This window comes from Paenibacillus sp. FSL M8-0212 (assembly GCF_038004645.1).
Taxonomy (GTDB): Bacteria; Bacillota; Bacilli; order Paenibacillales; family Paenibacillaceae; genus Paenibacillus.
On the sequence record NZ_JBBORP010000001.1, the window covers coordinates 5,813,935 to 5,833,955 of the forward strand.

General features: G+C 46.4%; 17 protein-coding genes. 7 read left to right on the top strand and 10 right to left on the bottom strand.

Annotated features, from left to right (window positions below; translation table 11 throughout):
• The first annotated feature begins 184 nt into the window (after positions 1-184).
• Positions 185-1,057: a helix-turn-helix transcriptional regulator gene (locus MKX68_RS25500; RefSeq protein ID WP_074095228.1), complete on the top strand. Its 873-nt coding sequence runs from the start codon at positions 185-187 to the stop codon at positions 1,055-1,057.
• Between the two features lie 131 nt (positions 1,058-1,188).
• Here the strand turns inward: MKX68_RS25500 and MKX68_RS25505 are convergent, their stop codons facing one another.
• Positions 1,189-1,926, bottom strand: coding sequence for an SDR family NAD(P)-dependent oxidoreductase (locus MKX68_RS25505; RefSeq protein ID WP_340914550.1), 738 nt, complete (start codon positions 1,924-1,926; stop codon positions 1,189-1,191).
• A gap of 176 nt (positions 1,927-2,102) precedes the next feature.
• Between MKX68_RS25505 and MKX68_RS25510 the strand changes: the two genes are divergently transcribed.
• Positions 2,103-2,717, top strand: coding sequence for a TetR/AcrR family transcriptional regulator (locus tag MKX68_RS25510; protein ID WP_338586890.1), 615 nt, complete (start codon positions 2,103-2,105; stop codon positions 2,715-2,717).
• A 23-nt stretch (positions 2,718-2,740) separates the two neighbouring features.
• Here the strand turns inward: MKX68_RS25510 and MKX68_RS25515 are convergent, their stop codons facing one another.
• Positions 2,741-4,786, bottom strand: a complete 2,046-nt coding sequence (locus MKX68_RS25515) for a helix-turn-helix domain-containing protein (RefSeq protein WP_340914552.1) — start codon at positions 4,784-4,786, stop codon at positions 2,741-2,743.
• Between the two features lie 170 nt (positions 4,787-4,956).
• On the opposite strand from MKX68_RS25515, the gene MKX68_RS25520 reads away from it, so the two are divergent.
• The 4 genes from MKX68_RS25520 (at position 4,957) to sdaAA (ending at position 9,332) form a co-directional block, all read left to right on the top strand.
• Complete coding sequence (locus tag MKX68_RS25520) at positions 4,957-6,201, top strand: MFS transporter (RefSeq protein WP_340914553.1); 1,245 nt, start codon at positions 4,957-4,959, stop codon at positions 6,199-6,201.
• A gap of 94 nt (positions 6,202-6,295) precedes the next feature.
• On the top strand, positions 6,296-7,738 hold the full coding sequence (locus tag MKX68_RS25525) for a M20 family metallopeptidase (protein WP_340914555.1): 1,443 nt from the start codon (positions 6,296-6,298) through the stop codon (positions 7,736-7,738).
• A gap of 4 nt (positions 7,739-7,742) precedes the next feature.
• A complete protein-coding gene (sdaAB, locus tag MKX68_RS25530; RefSeq protein WP_340914556.1) occupies positions 7,743-8,411 on the top strand; it encodes an L-serine ammonia-lyase, iron-sulfur-dependent subunit beta in 669 nt (222 codons plus the stop codon).
• A gap of 45 nt (positions 8,412-8,456) precedes the next feature.
• The gene (sdaAA, locus tag MKX68_RS25535; protein ID WP_340914558.1) at positions 8,457-9,332 is read left to right on the top strand and encodes an L-serine ammonia-lyase, iron-sulfur-dependent, subunit alpha; all 876 of its coding nucleotides are present in this window, start codon (positions 8,457-8,459) and stop codon (positions 9,330-9,332) included.
• A 112-nt stretch (positions 9,333-9,444) separates the two neighbouring features.
• On the opposite strand, the gene MKX68_RS25540 is transcribed toward sdaAA, so the two are convergent.
• Complete coding sequence (locus MKX68_RS25540; RefSeq protein ID WP_340914559.1) at positions 9,445-10,179, bottom strand: hypothetical protein; 735 nt, start codon at positions 10,177-10,179, stop codon at positions 9,445-9,447.
• A 41-nt stretch (positions 10,180-10,220) separates the two neighbouring features.
• On the bottom strand, positions 10,221-10,520 hold the full coding sequence (locus MKX68_RS25545) for an immunity 53 family protein (protein ID WP_340914560.1): 300 nt from the start codon (positions 10,518-10,520) through the stop codon (positions 10,221-10,223).
• Positions 10,521-10,727: 207 nt separating this feature from the next.
• Here MKX68_RS25545 and MKX68_RS25550 point away from each other — a divergent pair, with 207 nt between their 5' ends.
• Positions 10,728-11,051: a DUF3221 domain-containing protein gene (locus MKX68_RS25550; protein ID WP_340914561.1), complete on the top strand. Its 324-nt coding sequence runs from the start codon at positions 10,728-10,730 to the stop codon at positions 11,049-11,051.
• A gap of 160 nt (positions 11,052-11,211) precedes the next feature.
• Here MKX68_RS25550 and MKX68_RS25555 read toward each other — a convergent pair whose 3' ends face one another.
• The 6 genes from MKX68_RS25555 to gucD form a co-directional block, all read right to left on the bottom strand.
• Complete coding sequence (locus MKX68_RS25555; protein WP_340914562.1) at positions 11,212-12,483, bottom strand: alpha/beta hydrolase; 1,272 nt, start codon at positions 12,481-12,483, stop codon at positions 11,212-11,214.
• A 115-nt stretch (positions 12,484-12,598) separates the two neighbouring features.
• The gene (locus MKX68_RS25560; RefSeq protein WP_340914563.1) at positions 12,599-13,246 is read right to left on the bottom strand and encodes a response regulator transcription factor; all 648 of its coding nucleotides are present in this window, start codon (positions 13,244-13,246) and stop codon (positions 12,599-12,601) included.
• Entirely contained in the window at positions 13,243-14,466 is a 1,224-nt protein-coding gene (locus MKX68_RS25565; RefSeq protein ID WP_340914564.1) for a sensor histidine kinase, read from the bottom strand. The genes MKX68_RS25560 and MKX68_RS25565 overlap by 4 nt, the downstream gene beginning before the upstream one ends.
• Positions 14,467-14,868: 402 nt before the next feature.
• Positions 14,869-16,485 carry a glycoside hydrolase family 43 protein gene (locus MKX68_RS25570; RefSeq protein WP_340914566.1) on the bottom strand — a complete coding sequence of 539 codons (1,617 nt, stop codon included), beginning with the start codon at positions 16,483-16,485 and terminating at the stop codon, positions 14,869-14,871.
• Between the two features lie 62 nt (positions 16,486-16,547).
• A complete protein-coding gene (locus tag MKX68_RS25575; RefSeq protein WP_340914567.1) occupies positions 16,548-18,524 on the bottom strand; it encodes a YjhG/YagF family D-xylonate dehydratase in 1,977 nt (658 codons plus the stop codon).
• A gap of 16 nt (positions 18,525-18,540) precedes the next feature.
• Positions 18,541-20,007 (bottom strand): alpha-ketoglutaric semialdehyde dehydrogenase GucD, encoded by a 1,467-nt coding sequence (gucD, locus tag MKX68_RS25580; RefSeq protein ID WP_340914570.1) that lies wholly within the window; start codon positions 20,005-20,007, stop codon positions 18,541-18,543.
• Between the last annotated feature and the right edge of the window lie 14 nt (positions 20,008-20,021).

Consider the following 20,021-nt stretch of genomic DNA (forward strand, 5'->3'; position numbering starts at 1 on the left):
AATTCATTTTTAGAATCATCAGTTCGATCCTGCCCTGTTTGTTGTCAAATGAACACAATTTACAGCCACCTCCTCTTTATGTTACCGCTTACATTTATCTTACAGGTCTAAAAAAAGACAGACAATCTAAAAAATGTGACGTATTATATAAAATAATTGACTTTTTTAGGAAGGAGATGAAACGATGGTTCATACGGTTTCTTATGCTTTTCGTAATGACGATACATCAATCATGACACTTGACTCTATTGGATGGCAGATCGTTTCTAGCGAGGAATATCGTTGTCCAAGTGATGATAGACCGGACCCGGGGCACGTCGTTTTTCAATACACACTTAATGGTCAGGGTTATCTGGATATTGAAAATCAAACGATTCCTTTACCAAAGGGGCATGCCCTACTTGTTAAAATCTCCGGAGAACATTGCTATTACTATAAACAAGAGAACAACGAACCGTGGGAATTTATATGGATCAATATTCGCGGGGATGAAGCTAACCGAATTTGGGATATGATCCATGATAATGAGGGACATGTCATTCGACGAAACGCGGACTCTCCCTTGATTCAAGAGTTATGGCAAATTATCCATTTGATTCATCAAGAGAAAGTTACGGACAAGTATCGCTTGTCCATGCAAGTCTATCGGTGGTTGCTTATCTTGGTACAGACGAGTCGGGATGCGGAGAAGGATATCGGTGCCCTATCCATAACAACGATTGAAAAATGTAAAAAGTTCATTCGAGAGAATTATGCCTCCCCTTTGACACTGGATCTGCTGGCCAGTCATTGTGATATCAATAAACACTACTTGTGCAGGTTATTTCAGAAATCCGAGAAAACATCACCGTTAGCCTATCTCAAAGACAGACGCATTGAGGTTGCAGTACGATTACTACGTACAACGGAACTTCCGATTTCCCAGATTGGTCAACAATGCGGCTTTGAGAGTCCCAGCTATTTCGGCAAAGTTTTCCGTCAATATATGTCCATGTCTCCCAAAGAATATCGCATGAATAAGCTAGAGTTTCCTTACGAGGCCATCTATTATGAATAGCTAAACTCGCTGTTTGCTAGTTGTCCTTGGCTCGGGAACTGCTCTTGCACCAATAAAAACAAAAAAAGCCGCTAGAATAGCGACTTTTAATGGAACTATATTCTTTCTTGTGGACTTCGATACTGCTGCACTTATTGAGCGGTGTATCCTCCGTCTATGATCAGGCTATTTCCTGTCATATATGAAGAATCGTCACTAGCTAGGAACAGAACGGCTTTGGCCATTTCTTCTGCTTGACCCAGACGTTTCATTGGTGTTGCCGCAGAAAGTGCTTGCTTGCTCTCTTCCGGGATAATCGGTGTATCGATGAAGCCTGGGCAAAGGGAGTTCACCCGAATATTCTGCTCAGCATACTCCAGCGCGAGGGAACGAGTCAGATTCACAACGCCGCCTTTAGCTGCATTGTAGGCTGCTGATCCAGGCGAACCAACCCAACCGTACATGGACGCTGTGTTGACGATTGTGCCTCCGCCAATTTTCAGCATTTCGCGGATCGATTCACGCGCAACCAAGAATACGCCGTCCAGATCAACATTGACCGTATTGCGCCATTCGGCATAATCAAGCTCATGCGTAGGATGAACACGTCCAATTCCCGCATTGTTAAATACAATATCCACTTGACCAAATGTTTCTATGGTTTGTTTGAAAATCTCAGAAACCTCTTCTTCGCTCGTTATGTTTGCTTTAATAAAGAGAGCCTCTGCTTTAAGCGCTTTCAGTTCCTGCTCAAACGCCTTGCCTTTTTCTTCATTCAGATCCACCAATACCACTTTAGCTCCTTCGGAAACGAATAAGCGAGCTGTCGCTGCACCAATCCCGGATGCTCCTCCTGTGATGACTGCAACTTTATCTTGAAGTTTGCCCATGAATAAATCCCCCAGTATAATATTTTGAATAGCGCCTATATAAATAGTGCTATATGATGTTTACAAAACTAATTCTATGCTTAAAATTGTAACAATCCAATCATTAAGATGTGACCAAGTGTCTACCTCGTAGACACTTTATAAAACTATGTCTATATTTATAGGAGTTTTTTTGAATGAATAATGAACTTATTGTGACATCTCAACATCGTAATCGAACCAAGGAGCACCTAAAAACCGCTCTGATTCAGCTTATTAAGAAAAAAGGATTCCATGGTGTTTCTGTCAAAGACATCGTTGATCAGGCGGGTTATAATCGCAGCACATTTTATTTACACTACCAGGATAAATATATTCTCGCCGAAGAGTTGTTGAGTATGACACTCGAAGGATTGAGGGGCGCAGTAGGCAAACCCTATTGGCACGGTCAAAAGGTTTCAACAAACAAGCTGGATGCCGAATCTTTTCAAATCGTGGATTATATCTACGAACACCGTGACTTCTTCGAACTGATTCAATACGATGATACGTTACCTGGTTTACATACAGGCTTTCCACAAACCATACTCAAAATCTATCAGGAGCAATTTGTCTTTGAGACGATCAACAACTCCCCAGTGAACATGGACTATTTCAAGTACTATACCGCCTACGGTTTTTTTGGACTGTTGAACAATTGGATATTAAGCGGATATCGTGAATCACGCGAGGCATTTATCAAAAACGTGATTGAACTCACCAAAACGCATATTCACTCTTTTCATTATGTCGGTAACACGTTTGATTCTTGATCTCAAGTAAGTTGATTTGAACATCACGATGAACGATATGTCTGCCTTAGATAACAGGCCAGTTGCAGATGGAGCAGATGCTCCTGATTACTCAGGGACATGCCCAGAATCTCTTCGATTTTATGAATACGCTGATACAAAGTATTGATATGAATATGAAGTGCTGCCGCAGCTTGGACCGCAGAACTTCCGCACGCCATATACGTCATGAGAGTTTCCTCTAGTCCGCCGGTCTGCCCTTTGGCAGGCCGAAGCGGCTCAAATATCTCTGCCATAAATGCATTTAAATCCTCAGCCGGTTGCCGGATAAACAACCGGTTAACACCAATATCCGTATATCGGATTGTCCCCTGTTCTCCTTTTGTCTTCTGGTATGCAAGCGCCTTGTCCGCTTCCTGGTATCCCGTATTAATGGCATCGACTCCAGACCGCACTGAACTTAATCCCCCCAACAATTTCACATGATTACGATGTTCCCACTCCGGCAGCAATGCGCTGAACTGTTGTTCCAGTTTGCCTGGCTTGTGCGACTCGTTTAGCATAAGCAGTACTGTAATTCGTCTTTCATTGCCAAACGCAATGGGCAGCGCTCCTGCTGGCATTTTGTCTCTTAGATAAGTTACCAATTGAACAGACAACGCGCTAAGCGTAGAAGGGTTGACCCACTCCGCAAACTCCAGCAGTCCCACCACGATGGAGGTTGAAGGAACGATTCCGATCTCCCCGGACTTCTGCCAATAATCCTCTGAATCCTGACTGAGCCTCAAATCGTTGAAAAATTGCTGTGTTTTTTTAAAATAAAATTCGGCCAGGGACTGTTTGCGCATCAATTCCAGGGCCAAAATGGAGCTTCCCTGCTCCAGCGCAATCAACTGCAATGGTTCAAGCTTTGTGATCATCTGGATAATGAGATAACCAAGGCACTGATTGGCTGAAGCGATTGGATACAGATATTGATACGATCGGTCGGCTTTTCCCTCGATACACGTCAGATAATCTGGATGATGCAAGGATTCGTATAAGCTGCGAAGACTTTCTGTATTCCAGCCATTCATGATTTTGCTGCGTTTCGGAATCCATTCGTTGTCGATAAAATCCACAAAGGTCATCGGTACGCCAATAACACGTGTCAGTTCGTTAACAATAGATACCACGCCCTTATTTTGCAGCGAAAGCCGCATAAGCGAGGAGTGAATCTCATCCCGTTTCATGAGTGTCTCGTTCTGTTTGCTCAGATTCTCGTACAGTTTGGCATTTGTGATCGCAATCGAAACCTGATCTGCAAAGCTTTGCAGCAGTCGCACATCCGACTCCGTGAATAGCGGGACCCTTCCTTTTTGATAAACGATTAACACACAATCCGATTGACCTTCTACCTTGATCGGCACCGAAATAATTGAACCTATATCTTGAAAATTATACGCCGAATTCAGATGATATTTGTTCTCCGATGTCATATTGCCAAAGTCGTCTTCTACTGTAGATAAACCGTTGTAGAGCTTTGGTGTACCTCGCTTAAAGGTGTTCCCGATGATCCCTTCACCTGGCTTCAGTTTCATTCTCAGCATGCCTTCACCCATCTCCCCTGCTCTTGCCTTGACCGTCAACGCGTCGATCGCAGGGTCATACCTCCACAACACACCTATGCACTCATAAGGGATAACCGATAACGCACTTACCAAAATCCGTCCAAGCAACTCGTTCAGATCCAGAAGTTGAGTCACATCCCTGATGCTGTTCATGATTTCATTCAAGGCTCGTTCATTCTTGCTTGCCACAGCTTCCGTATAGTATGGGTAAAGCAAAGACGACAGTGTAACTAAATCTTCCGCAGAAAACTCCCAGTTCTTAAATACCCGGATAGCCACACATATATTGTTATTGTATGGAAGAAAAACTAACATATTTTCTTCTGATTCCCGTTCTACTTTGGGATGTTGCAGTGGAAGCTGTTCCGCAAAACAAGGCGGTGTACTTTCTCTTCTGCCTATCGCTTCGATCAGTACCCAATCCGCCCAGTTACCGCTGATCCATACCTCATAATCGCAGTTCCCCAAGCGTTCTTGCATGATTTTATGTAAGATTCCATTCAATGCAGCCGCCTCCTGTCAATGTAGGTTTTCACATCATGATTCAGATAATTATACAGAGATATACATTGTCTTGAAACCCCTACATCATGTAACTTTAAAGCAACACAGAAATTTAGTTAACATTTGATGAGAAAGAAGGTAACGCGATGTCTAAAATCATGCACAGTAAACACTTCAAGTACATTGTTCTCACTCTCTTGTTTCTTGGCTGGTGTCTTGGCAACCTGGATCGTTTCGTCATCAACTATGCCATTGTAGGCATTACTCAGGATCTGGGCCTAGGTGCTTCCGCACAAGGAATTATCCTCAGCAGCTTTTTTCTCGGATATGCCATTATGCAAATTCCAGGCGGAGCACTCGCCGACCGTTTCGGTTATCGGAAAGTTATTCTCGTTTCCTTGTTCTCCTGGTCTGTATTCACTATTCTGACTGGTTCAGCCTGGTCGTTGTTCTCTCTTATCTTTGTTCGTTTCCTGTTTGGGATTGGAGAAGGTAGCTTCTTCCCTTCCGGTTCCAAGGCGATTGCCACGAACTTTTCCATTAATCAGCGCAGTGGAGCCATGTCCATTATGCTATCATCCGCAGCCATTATGGGGGTAATTACTCCGATTCTTACCGGACATGCCCTTGTGACCATTGGCTGGCGCAACCTGTTCTATATCATTGGTGCGGTAGGGATCCTCATCACAGCCTTGATGTTCTTTTTATTAAAAGAACCCGCCAAGCCTGCACTTGCGAACTCCCATTCGGGCCAACAACCCAAAACGTCACTGAAAACCGTCCTGAAGACGCCCATGATCTGGAATTTGTTCATCAGCTACTTCAGCATTTATGCAGTGAACTGGGGACTTCAATCCTGGATGCCGACGTACATGGTCAATGTCCAGGGACTGGATATGACTCAAATGGGACTGCTCGCCGCCATTCCGGCTTTGGTCAGCATTTTCACCATGATTCTCAGCGGCTATGTGCTTGACCGTATCCCGGCAGGCAAAGATCGAATTATCGCTTCCGTGTTTGGTGTACTTGTGGCCTTGTTCCTGTATCTGATGGGCTCCGCGGGCAGCATCACCACATTCATTACGTACATGACAATCGTTACGGCAATGGCCGGATTTATCTCAACACTGATCATTTCGAAGTCCCTTAAAACGATGCCCGAATCTGTCGTCGCAACAGCCAATGGATTCATTAACACAGGAGCTCAGCTTGCAGGTTTTCTGACTCCGATGCTGATCGGATTCCTGGTTGAAGCTTCCGGGGGATCTTATGCCACCGCCTTTATGATGCTGATTGCTTTCGCTCTGATCTGCTCCATTACCTTGATGTTCTCTCGTCGTTCGAATTCGGATCAGGATAACACAACTGAGATGCAAGCAAAAGCTGTATAAACACAAGAGTTTGCCGCCACATGTTACTTCGACATTTAGTTCATGTTCTATACGACAATACAACCATTTTAACGAATAAGAGGTGCTATGAATTATGACTACAACTGTAGATTTGACTCAATTTATCTCGGAAGCCATTGAAGGAAAACGCGATATGTTCACCAATGCCAGTGACCGAGTCTGGGGCTTTGCAGAGACACGTTTCGATGAATTTCAATCAGCAGAGCTGCTTATGGGGATGCTGGAATCCGAAGGCTTCACGATTGAGAAAGGTGTGGCAGGATTGGAAACCGGGTTTATCGCTTCCTATGGTTCGGGGTTGCCCGTTATTGCTCTATTGGGCGAATACGATGCCCTGGCTGATCTCAGCCAGGAAGCCGGAATCAGCACATATCAACCTGTTCAGCCGCGTGGAAACGGTCATGGATGCGGGCATAATCTGCTCGGCATTGGTGCATTGGCTGCTGCAGTTGCGGTCAAAGACTATCTTCAGGAACATCCGGAAACCCCGGGAACGGTGCGCTTTTACGGATGTCCCGCCGAGGAAAGTGGATATGGTAAAACTTATCTGGCTCGCGAAGGTTATTTTAAAGATGTAGATGCTGCTCTCTCCTGGCATCCTCATTCCTTAAATGCCGTTATGCATGGAAGCTCCAATGCTGTCATTCACGGTACATTTACCTTTAAAGGCATTAGTGCACATGCTGCTGCCGCTCCTCACCTGGGACGTAGTGCTCTCGATGCAGTTGAGTTGATGAATATCGGTTCCAACTACATGCGTGAACATATGATTGATCAGGCCAGAATTCATTATGCGATCACGAACTCAGGCGGCTTGGCTCCCAATGTAGTGCAAGCGGAAGCCGAGGTCACTTATCTCGTTCGAGCTCCCAAGAGCGCACAGGTACGCAGTCTGTTTGAACGTCTGGTGAAAGTGGCCGAAGGGGCTGCCTTGATGACCGAAACCACGATGGACTTCAAATATGAAGGCGCCTGCGCCAACCTGATTCCGAACAGTACGCTTGAGAAAATAATGCATCAGCATCTCGTTGCCTTAGGTGCACCTGAGTATGAAGAGGATGAATACAATTATGCCAAAGCGATCTACGATACGCTGCCCCTACAGAACCAACAGGAAGCTGGTACGTTAGTTGGCCCTGAGCTTGCGCCTCTTTTGGCTGAACGACCACTACCTAACTTTATTGCTCCGTATTCGGATGAGCGGGAAACGTTCATGGGTGGTTCAACCGATGTAGCAGATGTCAGCTGGAATGTGCCGACAGCACAGTGTATCACGACCACGATGGCCTTTGGCACGCCGCTTCACGCATGGCAAACCGTTGCTCAGGGCAAGAGCAGCTTTGCTCACAAAGGCATGTTGCTCGCAGCTAAAGCGATGGCGGCTACGGCCATTGAATCCATTTTACATCCAGAGATCGTCAAGGAAGCGCAGCAGGAATTACTGGACAGACTCGGTGGGGAATCCTACGACTGTCTCGTTCCGGCAGATGTGCAACCTCCGAAACGGGGAGAATAAGACCGTGAGGTTCAAAGACGTATTTTCTATTATTGGTCCAGCCATGGTTGGACCTTCAAGCTCCCATACCGCTGGAGCAGCACGGATTGGACGTACAGCTAGACATCTGTTCGGGGAGTGTCCCTCACATGCTGAGATCCTCATGTTTGGTTCTTTTGCCGCAACGTACAAAGGACATGGAACCGACACCGCCATCGTGGGTGGTCTGCTGGACATGGACACGGATGACCCCGGACTGCCTGATGCATTTGCCCATGCAGACACTGCTGGTATGGAAACCATCATCCGTCCGGGGACGGGGCTGTACCCTCATCCGAACACGGCCGAGATTGCATTAACCAACGCTGCGGGAAATCGTACATTGAATATGGTAGGCACATCGATCGGCGGAGGAAATATCGAAATCGTCCGGATCAACGGCTATAACCTGAAATTGACGTCGCTCTATCCTACACTCATCATCCGTCACAGCGATGAACCGGGCGTCATTGCCATCGTCACTCGGTTGCTCGTGGATAATCACATTAATATTGGACACATGTCCGTGGATCGAAAGAATCGGCGCGGTGAAGCTATGATGGTACTAGAATGTGATGGCAAGGTGGATCCTGCCGTGGTCCGCCAGATCGAAGTCATTCCAGAGGTCCAGGAAGTCACTCTACTCTGTCTTTAGCTTAAATATCTGACTTCAGCTTTCTCAAAAAAAGGAGTTTCGCCAATGAATTTTCGAACGTTAAAACAACTTGCTGAACTGGCGGAGACCCGTAATCTCACCCTCGGCCAGCTCATGCTGGAAGAGCAATGTCATGAGTCGGGCGAAGACAAGGACGCGGTCTTCAGCCAAATGCAAGAATACTATGAAATTATGAAAAGTGCGGTGCATCAAGGTCTGCATACCGATACTACTTCCAAAAGCGGCTTGACTGGCGGAGATGCCCGCAAACTGATGGGTTACCGCGCAGATGGACAATCCTTACTTGGCAACCATGCCAGTCTGTCGATGAGTTACGCCCTTGCAGTTTCTGAGGTCAACGCCTCGATGGGTCGAATTATTGCTACACCGACGGCGGGTTCCTGCGGCATCATTCCCGGTGTATTTATTAGCAGCCAGGAACGGTTTGGGTGGTCCGATGAACAAATGGTTTACGGCCTGTTCGCGTCTGGAGCCATTGGTTACGTCATCGCCAACAATTCGTTCATATCTGGTGCGGAAGGAGGTTGTCAGGCGGAAGTGGGTTCTGCCATCGGGATGGCAGCTGGGGCGTTGGTGGATATCCGGGGCGGGTCCCCTTCTCAGGCGATTCATGCCGTTGGACTTGCTCTGAAAAACACTCTTGGCCTAATCTGTGATCCGGTAGCCGGATTGGTCGAGATACCATGCATCGTGCGCAATGGCTTTGGTGCAATTACTGCTCTGGGAGCCGCCGATATGGCTCTTGCTGGCGTACGCAGCGTCATCCCTTCGGATGAGGTAGTGCAGGTCATGCTGGAGGTTGGATCAGCCATGCCTGAATCTCTTCGCGAAACAGCCGGCGGCGGCCTCGCCCAGACACCAACGGGACGCAAAATCACAAGGGATTTACAGCACAAATAAAGAACAGGCATGTCATTTATACGAGAGGAATAAAAACCTCAAGATAAATGCATGCCTAATAATAAAAGAGACCATAACACCAGCTGGACAATGTTTTCTAGCGGCAAAATATTTAATGTTCTAGGGTTGTAGAAAATTTTTCAGTGCCATTTTTATTAATTAAAGCAACTTCAAAATCAGATATCCATGTAAGTTCACCTAGATGTTCAGCATAGGCAAATTCATCTGGTTGTTCTGATATGACCTTCTCTAAATGTACTTGCGTACCATCATCACGTTGTAAAATAGATAGGAATATATCCATGCTTTCTACGTTATGATGACAAATGACTCTAGCATTGTACTTCTTATTAGGGCTCTTCACGGTTTTTCTCCAAGTCCATTCATTTACATAATCTAACTCCTCTATTTGCAAAGCTATCTCCTTAAACGGATCAACCTCCCAATTATTACGTAGAGCAAGTTTCTCTATGCCTTCCATTAGCAGGCGAAGCGTAGCCTTTTTTTTCTCCAACTCATTTTTTCCACTAAAGTCATTCAAACTAAATTGGATTGGTACCGAACACACACCAGAAACGTTAACAATACGTTCATCCGTAATGTTTTCTACACACTCTATTAGGACTTTCCAACAATCTTTCGTTTTGTATTTCCCCAACAGACGTTCATACATCGCTGTAATACAGCGAGTTTCCAAACTAAAAGAGCGTCTTTTCCATTTCCAATTCAACGCATAATCTAATTTTGTTGCTTCGTTGTACTCACATTTTTGTTTTTTCATTATAGATTCAATATTTTCATCATCTACAATATACGGTAAATCCAAATTGAATCCTTTTAGATACATCTGCTTCTCTCCTTAGATTACTCCCGATGGTAAGTACACTATTAACTTTTATCCAAACTTGAAGCCCAATTTTTAAAGCAATGAAGCATCTCTTCTAAATTTTTTGCTCCCCCTGCACTGTGAAACACGCGATCTCTCACGATACAGTAGAACCAATCTTCTTCATTTCTCTCTTCTTCAATCGAATCAAATGGTACATCTTCTAAATATGTATCCGTCAAATCGATTTCGACAGACCAACCAGGATTATCCACCGTATCAATTCGCACACCGTATGAATGTTCCCAATCGCCGTCACAGTTTTCATAATACCAGCTTTGAATCCATTTTAGGGTATCCATCATCGTGACCTCTTTTTTGTTTTTTTCGACTATATGAACTTATGATTTAAAGGAATCCTCATGCCATGTTTCATGCTTTTTTCGTATGAATTACCTTTTAGTAATAATTTGCTTTTTTTATGTAGGGTATACTTAAAAGCAAGGGGAAAACTTTATTTCAAATCAAGGAGGTTATTATGAAAAAAAATATTATTTATCTTCATTAGTATGATTATACTTGCGGGCTGTTCTAACAAGGATGAAAAAGAAAATTATCCAGTTTTCGAGGGCACTGTAGTATTTAAAACAGATGAAAATGACAAGTACAAATTTCTTGTACTACAAAATATAAGTAAGGAAGATCTGGAGAATGGAAATCTTGAGGATTTTATAGAACTAGCACGAGACCAGGAAGCTTCGTATTATTTGGTTGATAGAGAAACATATGAAACATTTGAAGTAGGGCAAAGAGTAAGAATCACTGCTGGCTTTGACCAACTAGAACCCTCGCCACCCATAAGAACGGTTGTGAGTATTGAAAAAATAGGCTAAGAATTCTTCGATTGTTCAAAACGATAAAAAGACCTTAACGTTTCCACGAACATAAGGTCTTTTTATCATTTTGGTTACAAGAGTTCGGAGTTAAATCTCGTGCGGTTAATTCCGTCCGCCCTCTTCTTTCGTTACCTTCCCGAAATTAATTCAGTTAATGCTAAGGATTTTCAGGTTTCTTAATCATCTCTACGCCGTCAAAGGTAAGGCTGTCAATGTCCGTATCCTTTTTCAACATATATTTATCAAAGAACGCCTTTGTATAAGAAGTGATAATGTTGCGCTGTCCCATCGCGTCTCGGGTTCCTCTGGATTTTTTATCCGTAGTTGTAAACAAGGAATCGGAGAAGTCACCATGGACTACATTATCAATAATGGCAAAGTAGGTGTCCTTGCTGTTGGATTCAAGGAGAAATGCATTCGTATTATAGGCAAGCACAGTGCTGAGCTGCATGAAAGGTTTCTTAAAATCACTATCCAAGGCACCTAACATATTACCGTCAAGGTTTACAGCGCCGACAAATCGGTCATCGTCACGGCTAACAATTGCCGCTGTCGTTCCTCCAAATGAATGTCCGAACACACCCATTCCGAGATCAAGCTGCAATCTGCCTTTAAACATGGATTCCATGTCACCTGTATTCATTTTGTACAAGTTATCTGCAACATATCGAATATCCTCGCTCTGTAAAACGGCATATTTTGCAAACTTGACTGCTTCAGGCGCCGAAGTTAATTTGCGAGCAATCTCAATAGCTTCTTCTTCCTCAAGCTTCTCTGTCACAATTTCAGGTGGTGTTAGGGTGGCGGCTTCCATTCCGTATTTCGTTACTTCGTCCATAAATTTCTCTGACAACCCAACCGTTCGTCCATCTTTAAGTTTGTACACACCACTTTCGGCATGGCCGATGGATACCACAATATAGCCAGCGCTTGCCAGGTCTTGAGCGAACAAAGTGCCTTGCTGTGGGTAAGCGCCCGCGCCATGAACAAAGAATAAAACCGGATATTGTTTTTCCTTTTCAGACAAGGCCAGATCGTCGTAAGACCATGTCTTGAAATTGGAATCAAAAAGTTGCTCACCACCCGCCGTTCCTCCTAATCTAACCAAAAGCTCATCCCTTAGTGAATGAAACTCCGGAAATGCATACTCTGCCGTCGGCTTGCCCTCATTGCTGTCGGACGGATAGAAAAATAATGCCGTCAGTTCTCTTTCTGAATGGTTAGATGCTGTGTACTTGAAGTCCATCTGTGTACGTCCGACCGTATAACTTCCCATTGGTTTCGGAAACTCATTCTGATCAGAAGCAACACTATTTTCAGGTTTAGGAATTTCCTCCTGTGTGGAAGTCCCGCTATTAGTGCTGCTGCAGGCGGAGAGCATGGTCAGTGAGAGAACAGTTGCCAGAATCGTTGTCAGTCTTTTTTTCATCATTTTTCCTCCAATTTGTATTCATGCATCTATCATAAACGGAGGAAAAAAATAAAAAATCGTACAAAAGGGCAATCCCCACATGTACGATCGGGCAAATCTATGAAACGTTCGATTATAAATGCAATATTCCACGCTCCACCGCGACGGCGACGGCCTGCGGTCTCGAATCCACACCCAATTTATTGTAGATACTCGTTAAATGAGTCTTTACAGTCCGTTCGGATATGCCCATATCAAAGCCGATCTCTTTACTTCGAGAGCCACGGGCAATCGCTTGAAGTACGATCAGCTCTTTGTTTGTAAGTGATATTTTCGATGAAGGTGACTCTTTCGCCTTTCCTGATGCCTTGTGAGCAAATACTTTCTCGCTGATCTCCGGTAATAGCAACGTTTCCCCTCGCATTGCTGCATCAATTGAACGAAATATCATTTCTCGTCCCGTGTCCTTCAGCAAATACCCTTTGGCACCTAACGCCAGTCCGCGGATCATCATCTCATCCTCGTTATATGTAGTCAAAATAATGATGGGTATATCCATTCCTTTAGCTCTGAGCGCTGTCATGGTATCCAGGCCGCCCATTTCAGGCATGTTTAGATCCAATAGAATAATGTCCGGCTTGTAAGTATCCACCCGTCGAACCGCTTCCACACCGTTAGATGCTTCTGCAACTACCTCGTACCTTTGATTGGTTTCCAGGATCAGCTTAAGTCCCTCCCGAACGACGAAATGGTCGTCCACGATAAGAATCTTGATTGTCATACGGTGGTGTCCTCCTGTTGTAATGGAATGCGAACAGAAACTTTGGTTCCCTGCTTTCCGCTTTCAATTTCGATCTCCCCGCCCATAATTCGGGTTCGTTCATATAAGCCAATTAAGCCATAACTACCGGATTGTTTCTCGATGAGGTTGGTATCGAACCCTATTCCATCATCCGTTATGCTTAGCTCGATTTCGTTTTCCCGTGCAGCAACCATTACTTCTACATTCGTAGCATTAGCATGTTTAGCTGTATTGGCCAAGCATTCTCGGATGATATGTAAGCTATGTTCGAAGATCAACTTCGGCACCACCAGATGGGGCATTGATAACGGAGTGACAATACGAATCCCTGTTATATCTGAGAAATGTTCAGCCTCTTCCTTCACTGCTTTAGAAATATCTATGACCTCTGCAGAATATGAACGCAAGTCGTCAATTGCGCTTCTCGCTTCTGAAAGCGTGCGCTTTGCTTGGGCTTTTGACAACTGAACAATCTCGTGGGCACGATGGTTATTATCATTTTCTAAATGCGCATCCACGGCATCAAGCTGCATGATAAGACCTGCCAGCCCTTGTGCCAAGGTATCATGTAAATCACGGGCCATCCTTTGACGTTCATTGGCAATCGTTAGCTCCTCCACTTTCCTGTGTGCTCGTTCCAATTCACGTAAAAACGACTGGGTTCGCAATTTGGCACGAACTTGTTTATAGAACAAAGCGGCATAGCCGATTACGAAAAACATGATAAAGAAGAGCGATGGTACTGTAGATGGCAAATCCTCGGTAGTCCCGAGCCAAACCAGGGAGACAGAAAACAAGGTGCAATAAAAGGTACATACTAGGAGCACCTTCATCCGTTGAGCGTATACGCCAATACTCTGACCCGCCAAAGCCGTCAATAAACTTACAAAGATGAGAGAATGAGCATTAGGCATGAATAATGCACACCCCCAGACAATACATCCTTGCGTCACAAAATAAATCCAGGGTCTTCGATCGACAACGTATCCGGCATACCAATGCAGCAGAATGTGAACCAGAATGAGAGCTGTAAACATCATAAATTCAAACCATGTGGGCAACATCGGTAGCTGGGAATACAATGCAGAAAAATAAATCAATATGCCCCAGATCAAAGCAGGCAAACGAGAATCACGCAGAACATTTTGAATATCAGATCGGGAGCTTGTATACGGTTTGTTTATCGAATAATCACTCATGCTTGATCACCTCTATCAGGTACTATTTATAAAACAATCTCTCTAAACACAAAAAAAACGGTACATTACTGTACCGATCATTATCTCACTCCATCTATGTTAATGTACGAAGTGTCTCGAAGTCCAGCCCCAGCAGAATCGTCACGATCCCACGCAGCCTTATCGCCCCGCACTATCCCATGATCCATTTCTTCTGTGAGCGTGTATTCCTCTATTCTGCTGCTATACTACCCATTTTCATTTCATGCTCGTTTCCATTATTGCCCTTAACGATATCAACTAAATTATATGGAATAATGTGCCTTTCCAAAATTAAAACCCGCCGATAACTTTTAATTTAACATGGATAAATATGTGATTTGGTCCTCTTTGGAGTGTCCCCTTTTCCTTCCAAAAAGACCGTCACGTGTTTTCCAATATACCAGTTGTATGTTTTGTTTCTTTATAAATAAAGTAATCAAAATCGGCATGTTTTCGGGTTCCGCCAAGATCCTGCACACAAAGACCGATATAGGTTCCCGTAAACCGGATATACTCCGGAGATTCATCGGACAGATGTGTGATATCAACCCACTCGCCTGCTGTATTCCAGGATGAATCACTATTTAACGCATAGTAAAAGCGGGCGCGATCTTGATCCACCACAGCCTTTAAACGGAGAATGTTCCCCGACTCTAGTGGAATATCCTCCAACAGTTCGTCGTATACCCCGTATTTGGACTGAATAATCCCCAGGCACAGTCCTTTCTCTTCATGATACGTTACACGTAAATAGAGATAGTCCTGGGTATCGTAGTACAAAATCAATCCTGCCATTTGCTGTGGATGGTCCGGCGCAAATTCCAGACACGTCTCGGCTTCACACTCCAAGGCCTGAAGTCTGCGTGCGATCATGCTCTGCCTGTGCGTTGAACTCATCGACTCCATGCCGTGCAAGCGCAAGTAACCGGGACGTTCCGTTAAGCTGAACCAACTCGAATCGGGTGGAATGCGAAGTGTATTCCAATCATGCCGAAGCTCAAAGTGATCGAAATGATCCATTTCAGCAATCGGCTCAAACGGATGGGACGGGATCATCGGTGCAGGCACCTGAACCTCCGGATATCGGTCACCGCTCGCAAGTCTCAGCCAGCCGTCTTCACTCCACGTACAGAGCTGAAGTGCGGTCTCACGTCCAAGAATGCAATATTTGTGATGAACGGGTCGTCCGACCAGATGAGCCAGGTACCATTCACCGGTATGCGTTTCGATTAGACTACCGTGGCCTGCCTTTTGCAGAGCTAAATCCGGTCTGCCGTATGAAGTGAGGATCGGATTGGCAGGATCGACCTCGTAAGGGCCTTGTAACGTACGGGAACGTGCTGCTGTAACCGCATGCTCATAACCGGTTCCTCCTTCAGCCGTAATCAGATAATAATAGTCTTTGTGTTTGTACAGATGGGGTGCTTCGGTCAGTCCTAATGCGGTTCCCTTAAATATGTTCACCGCAGGACCAACCAGCTTATGTTCCTGAACGGAATATTCCTGAAGAACGATGCCTGCAAACCGGTTGTTGCCCTTACGGTGATCCCAGATCATATTGACCAGCCACTTACGCCCATCTTCATCATGAAACAGGGAAGGATCAAAACCGCTGCTGTTCAAATACACCGGATCTGACCAAGGCCCCTCGATATCCGTTGCGGTTACTAGGTAATTGTGGGTATCTTTAAAAGCGCCTACCCGGCTTTTGACATCGGTGTAGATCAGGTAAAACACACCGTTGTCGTAACTAAGACAGGGTGCCCATACGCCTCCGGAATTAATGTTGCCCTCCATGTTCAACTGCGTTACACGAGTCAGCGGAGAAGCGATGGGCCGCCAATGAACCAGATCCCGGGAATGGTGAATCCGTACACCAGGGAACCATTCAAAGGTGGAAGTAGCGATATAATAATCCTCCCCTGCTCGGCATATGGACGGATCGGGATGGAAACCGGGAAGGATGGGATTGGTGATCATTTTCTTGATCTTATTCATGGAAGAAACCTCCGGTATGAAAGTAATGATCTGTACAACAGCAGATACACAAAAGGTGAATATCAGTACCAGCCCAGCGCTTTTTTGCCGGCTTCCAGAGCGGTTATGATCCGCTCTACATCATATACATTCCCTCTCCAAGTCCCACCGCTGACCGATTGCAATGCAGCCCAGAGCTTTGTATCATCCGGCAAAGCTTCATCTGGACGCATATCGGGATGAAAGGACCTTTGTGCCAGGATGAGAGCACCTTCTTCCGGAGAAACCTCGATCTCTCCTTCTCCGACAAAGTTAATGCTGCCCTCCAGTGTGTTACGATCAACCCCGATGTCAATCAGGTCTCCGTTCCGCAGCTTGCCAATCGGCCCGCCTGCCAGCGCTTCGGGGCCAACATGACCAATACACGCTCCAGTGGAAACACCGGAGAACCGGGCATCCGTAATCAGAGACACGTATTTGCCAAAAGGCAAATGTTTAAGCGCAGATGTAAGCTGGTACGTCTCCTCCATTCCGGTTCCCGATGGACCTCGCCCGAGAAGCACAACAACATCGCCAGCCAGAATACCTCCGGTCTTAATCGCATGGATCGCCCCACGTTCGGTGGTAAATACCTTTGCTCTGCCACGATGACGGTATATGCCATGCTCATCCAGCACATCAGGATCAATAGAGGTGGATTTGATGACAGAACCTTCTGGAGCGATATTCCCGGTTGGAAATGTTACGGTCGAAGAGATTCCAAGCCGCTCAGCGTGTTCTACACTCATGATGACACTGTCTGGATCAATGCCGTCCTTCTCTTTTAACTGCTTCCGCATGAGATGACGGCGTTCCGACGATTCCCACCAGTCCAATACCTGACCCAGTGAATTACCTGTAACCGTTGGTACAGACTCATCCAACAGACCCAGCTGTCTGAGGTGAAGCATGACCTCTGGTACACCACCAGCCTGAAAGACACGTATGGTCGGATAAAAGATGGGTCCGTTTGGCAGGGCACTCACCAGTCTTGGAACATTCTTGTTGACTTGTATCCAGTCCTGTACCGTAGGCACGGTTAAACCAGCCGCATGGGCAATTGCCGGTATGTGAAGAAGCAGATTGGTCGATCCGCCAAACGCGGCATGGACGGTCATCGCATTGCGAATGGATGCATCCGTGACAATGTCTGCCATCCTCATCCCCTGAGACTCCATATGGATGAGTGCACGTGACGATTGGCGCGCCATTTCAAACCAGATCGGCTGCCCGGAAGGTGCAAGCGCGGCATGTGGCACTGTCATACCCATTGCCTCGGCTACAACCTGGGCTGTAGCCGCGGTACCTAGAAACTGACAGCCTCCTCCCGGTGTAGCACAAGCCCGGCATCCTAAATCCGACGCCATTTCCAGAGAAAGTTCCCCGTTGACGTACCGTGCACCTATGGTCTGAATTTTACCGGCGTCCTCTCCATCGGTAGGCGGAAGTGTGACGCCACCGGGAACGATTACGCCAGGTAATTGCGGCATGCCGGCAAGCGCGAGCATCATCGCTGGAAGACCTTTGTCACAAGTGGCGACACCAAGCACGCCTTTACGCGTTGGCAGCGAGCGAATCAGTCTGCGAAATACCATAGCGGCATCGTTCCGGTACGGAAGCGAGTCAAACATGCCGATTGTCCCCTGTGATCTGCCGTCACACGGATCGCTGACATATCCGGCAAACGGGATTCCTCCCCGACTTGACAGTTCTTCTGCGGCAGCCTTCATCAGCAGGCCGACCTCCCAGTGGCCCGTATGGTAACCGAGTGCTGCCGGGCTGCCGTCTTCATTGCGTATGCCACCTTGTGTACTTAAGATCAGAAATTGTTTTCCGTTCAATTCCCCGGGTTTCCAGCCCATTCCGACATTCTGGGACATGCCGAACAAGTCGCCGCTTGGAGCATTCCGCAGCAAATCATCCGTTAAAGGCAGACGTCCGGCAGCCCCTGGAGCATGGGATATGATATCAAAGCAGTTGGATGCCGTCTCTCCCATAATCGACGTAATCTGTTCGTACATGATAGCCTCCCACAGTTTATGACTTCACGAAGACCGTTTTGATAGCCGTGAAAAACTCGATAGCTGCTTGCCCCTGTTCTCTGGAATGTGAACTTGACATCTTCATTCCGCCGAACGGAGCCTGCAGCTCTACGCCGGCCGTTTCTGCATTAATTCTGACCAGTCCCGCATCCATGTCCCGGATGAAAGACAACATGGCTCCGACGTTCTGTGTATAGATGGAAGCACTCAAGCCATAATCGCTATCATTAGCCGCTTCGATGGCTTCCTCCAGGGAATCTACCGCAATCAAGGCCAGAACCGGGCCAAAGATTTCTTCCCGGGCGATGGACATATGGGATTCGACCCCTTCAAATACGGTCGGCTGCACATAGAATCCCTCTTCCAATCCCGGACCGTCCCCCCTTTTTCCGCCAGCGAGCAGAACGGCACCTTCATCTTGGCCTTTTTGAATGTAACTTAGGACGGTATTGAGCTGTCCTTCGCTTGCACATGGACCCATCCAGCTTCCAGAAGACATGCCGTCACCCAGCCGGATTTCCTGAATTTGCGAGAGCAGCTTTTCTTTGAAGGCATCGTATACTTTTCGTTCAATAATGACTTTGCTGGTGGCCGTACATTTTTGCCCGGTCGATTTCAACCCACCGCTGATGGTGGCTTCCACAGCCAAATCCAGGTCAGCGTCAGCCGCGATAATAATCGGGTTTTTCCCGCCCATTTCAAGTTGATACTTGGCCCCACGTGCCAGTGCTGCGCCGCCGACCCGTTTGCCCACTTCATTGGAGCCTGTGAACGTTATTCCCCCCACATCCGGATGCTCAGCAAGTGCAGATCCGATCACTGAACCTCTGCCGCATACCAGATTAAGAACACCTGCCGGGATGCCTGCCTCTTCAAAACACTCCATGACTTTAGCGGCGGTGACCGCAGTTTCCTGAGCCGGCTTCAACACAACCGTATTGCCGTAGATCAAGGCCGGAGCCGTTTTCCAAATCGGAATGGCTACTGGGAAATTCCAAGGAGCAATAACCCCTACAACGCCAAGGGGTACGCGGGTCGTAAACATCAGCGCTTCGCTGTCCGTTGATGGAATGACATCACCGGTTTTTCGCATGCCTTCTCCAGCGTAATATCTTAAGATCGCGACACCGCGCAGTGTCTCTCCTTTGGCTTCTGGGAGTGTTTTGCCCATTTCTCTGGTCATCGCCTCTGCAACTTCATCGGCCCGGCGTTCCAGCACATTGGCTGCTTGAAATAGATAGTTGCCGCGTTCCGCACCCGATAACCTCCGCCAATCTTTTGCAGCTTCCTTCGCTGCTGCGACAGCCCGGTTCAGATCCTCTACGCCGGAGGTGGATACGTAGCCGACTACCTCCTTCCGATTTGCCGGATTGATGCTCGGTTCGGTCTCACCGGATATCGCCTTCACCCATTCTCCGTTAATGTAATTGCTGTATGTCTGCTCTACCTGAAATGTGGTCATTGCAGTTATCCTCC